The following is a 3,168-nucleotide window of genomic DNA, read 5'->3' on the forward strand; positions in this document are numbered from 1 at the left end:
GCGGCTGCGCCAACGTCCGCAGCCGCCGCGCCACCGCGGCCGGCGGCTCGCCTGCCGCCAGCGCGCCGGCGAGCGCGACGCCGGCGTCATGGTGGAAGGCCGGCCACGCCGGATGCGCCGGCCGCGCGAACGCCGCCACCATGCTCCCGCGCGTGTCGCGCAGGAAGCCGGCGGCCGGACCCGGCCGCGCCGGATCGCCCCACACGGCGGCGTGCGCCGGCTGGCCGCCGTGACCGAGCACCAGCTCGCGCTGGACCGGCTCGTCGCACAGCCACGCGGCGAAGCCGGCGGCGAGGCCGGCGTCCCTGCTCGTCGCCGAGACGGCGAGGCCGGCGCCGCCGAGGATCGGCATGCGCAGTCCGCCCGGTCCGGCGGGCACGTCGCCGTAGCGCAGGTGATCGCCGGCGAGGCCGCTGTAGCCGAAGGTCAACGGGACGTAGGCGATCGGCTCGCCGCCCGCCATCCGCGCCAGCAGCCGCGGCGGGGCGCAGCTCCACGACGCCGGATGCAGCAGCGGCGTCAATTCGGCGAGCAGCTCGATCGCCGCCTGCGGTGCCGGATCGGCGAGCGTCGGCGCCCGTCCGTGCGTCGCGGCGATCGACAGCAGCGCGCAGAGCGCGTCGGCCGGCAGCAGCGGCAGCGCGACGAGGCCGGGGTGGCGCCGGGCGAGGTCGAGCACCTGCGGCCACGTCGACGGCTCCTCCTCCCCCAGCTGCTCCAGCAGCCGCGGGCGGCGGGCGCTGACGTGACAGGCGGCGTCGACCGCCAGCGCCCACGTCGCGCCGTCCCAGCGGTAGCTGGCGCCGCTGGGCCCGACCGCCTCCTGCGTCAGCCGCAGCACGCGCTCGGCCGGCAGCAGCTCCTCCAGCGGGCGCAGCGCGCCGTGCTCGACCGCCTCGGCGATCGCCGGATGGTCGATCACGAGCAGGTCGTAGTCGGGCGCCAGCTCGTGCAGCGGCTGGTCGTTGAAGGCGGCCAGCGGCCGGAACTCCCAGGCGACCGTGACGCCGGTCAGCTCGTGCCAGGCGGCGGAGGCGGCGAGCATCGGCTCGGCGCAACGCGGGTGGTCCCAGCCGATCGCGCGCATCAGGCCGGCTCCAGCGCTCCCAGCACCGCGGCGGTGTCCTGCCCCGCGCGCGGCACCCCGCGCCGCAGCCGCGGCGGCGTCTTGGAGAACGAGAACGGCGAGCCGACGGTGCGGAAGGTCGCCTCCGGGTCATCGCCGACCGGCACCTCCCACAGCAGCCCGGCGTGCGCGAGCTGCGGGTCGCGTTCGAGCTGGTCGTGGTCCTGCACAGGCGCGCACCAGACGTCGTGCGCGTCGAGCAGCTCCAGCCAGCGCGCGGTCGTGTCGGTCCCGAAGTGCGCGTCGAGCAGCGCGTGGACGCGGTCGCGCTCGCGGAAGGCCAGCTCGTCGGAGTCGAACTCGTCGAGCCACGCGACGCCGAGGATCTGCCCCAGTCGCGGCAGCGCCATCATCGCGAGCGCGAGGTGACCGTCGGCGGTGCCGTAGATCCCGAACGGCGCCGTGCCGCCGACGTGGCCGACGTTGCCGGCCGCGCGCTGCAGCGGCTCGTCGCGGTTGAGGTGGACGGTCAGCTCCTGCTGCTGCGCGGCGACGGTGCAGGAGAAGAGGTCGACGGCGACGCGCTGCCCGCCGCCGCCGGCGTCGCGATTGCAGAGCGCGGCGAGGATCGCGGTCACGAGGTGCATGCCGGTGTACTCGTCGGCGATCCCGATCCCGCATGCCAGCGGCGGGTCGTCGCGGCGGCCGGTCAACGTCAGCGCGCCGGTCATCGCCTGCGCGAGCAGGTCCTGCCCGGGGCGGCCGGCGTACGGGCCGCTCTGGCCGTAGCCGCTGGAGCTGGCGTAGACCAGCTCGGGGTTGCGCGCCGCGAAGGCGTCGTAGCCAAGTCCGAGACGGTCCATCACGCCGGGGCGGAAGTTCTCGACGACGACGTCGGCGTCTTCGGCCAGCCGCAGGATCGCGGCGACGGCCGCGGGGTCCTTGAGGTCGACCGCGACCGACCGCTTGTTGCGGTTGAACGCGAGGAAGGAGTCCATCTCGCCATGGGTCCGAGAGGCGAGTATCCCCCAGTGGCGCATCCACTCACCTCCGGGCTTCTCGAACTTGATCACGTCGGCGCCGAGGTCGGCGAGGATCTGCGTCGCCAGCGGACCCTGGAGGAGCTGGGTGAAGTCGAGCACCTTCAGGTGCGAGAGCGGTCCGTGCTGGTCGGTCACGTCGGTGGTCCTCCATCGGTGGCGGCGGCGAGCAGCCGGTCCTCGCGGTCCAGCAGCTCGTCGATCAGGGCGCCGCGCTCGGCGGCGGGGACGAAGTCGAGGCGGCGCACGCCGAGCGGGTCGACGCGCTCGCGCAGCGCGCGCAGCTCCTGCGCGGTCGGGGCCGGCGTCGTGCGCAGCCCCTCGGCGACGCGCAGCGGCCAGCCGGTCCGCTCGCGCACCTGCTCGAGCGCGACGCCGGAATGCAGGTGGGTCAGCACGAGCCGGTCGCCGTCGGCGGTGGCCTGGCGCTCGAAGCGGCCGAGGTCGGTGAGGACCGTCGTCGGCCCGGGCAGCACGCGCGCGGCGCTGCGGACGTCGACGCGCTCGACCGTGTTGCGTCTGCTCTGCCGCGGCAGGTAGAGCAGGAAGGAGCGGTGGAGGTTGGCGACGTCGGCCATCCCGCCCTGGCCGGGCAGGCGGATCTCGCTGCCGTCGGGGCGGCGGACGCTGATGTTGTTGGTCGCGCCGCTGACGTCGAGCTGGGCGGTGCCGACGACCTCGTGCGTGACGCGTCCCTGCTGGTAATACCAGTGGTAGGTCTCGTCGCCGCCGGCGTGCGCGGCGGCGGTGTGGAAGTCGAGCTGCTCGGCGAGCGACAGCGTCATCGGCCGCCAGCCGACGTCGACGAGGCCGCCGTTGAACGACATCAGCAGCAGGTCGGGCGCCCACAGCAGCTTCGCGAGCAGGTAGGCGACGGTCGGCAGCGGGCTGGCGGAGCCGACGGTCGCGACGTCGCCGGCCGCGACCGTCCGCGCGAGCGCGCAGACCATCGTCTCGGCGGGGGTGGCGGGAGCGGCGTCGGCGTCGGCGCCGGCCCGCTCCAGCGCCCGCACGATCGCGGCCGCCGGGAGCGCCGCGACGGCGCGCCCACGCGCGACCGCG

Annotated in this window: 3 protein-coding genes; all 3 read right to left on the reverse strand. The window is 75.7% G+C overall.

The annotated features are described in order from the left end of the window. On the reverse strand, positions 1 to 1,087 hold a 1,087-nt coding region (locus R7226_RS31150), incomplete at its 3' end, for an extracellular solute-binding protein (protein ID WP_318601448.1). Beyond that, positions 1,087 to 2,244 carry a CaiB/BaiF CoA transferase family protein gene (locus R7226_RS31155; protein ID WP_318601449.1) on the reverse strand — a complete coding sequence of 386 codons (1,158 nt, stop codon included), beginning with the start codon at positions 2,242 to 2,244 and terminating at the stop codon, positions 1,087 to 1,089. The genes R7226_RS31150 and R7226_RS31155, both read right to left, overlap by 1 nt. Beyond that, on the reverse strand, positions 2,241 to 3,168 hold a 928-nt coding region (locus R7226_RS31160; RefSeq protein WP_318601450.1), incomplete at its 5' end, for a CoA-transferase. The genes R7226_RS31155 and R7226_RS31160, both read right to left, overlap by 4 nt.

The sequence above is a fragment of the Conexibacter stalactiti genome (assembly GCF_033542075.1).
GTDB classification, from domain to species: domain Bacteria; phylum Actinomycetota; class Thermoleophilia; order Solirubrobacterales; family Solirubrobacteraceae; genus Conexibacter; species Conexibacter stalactiti.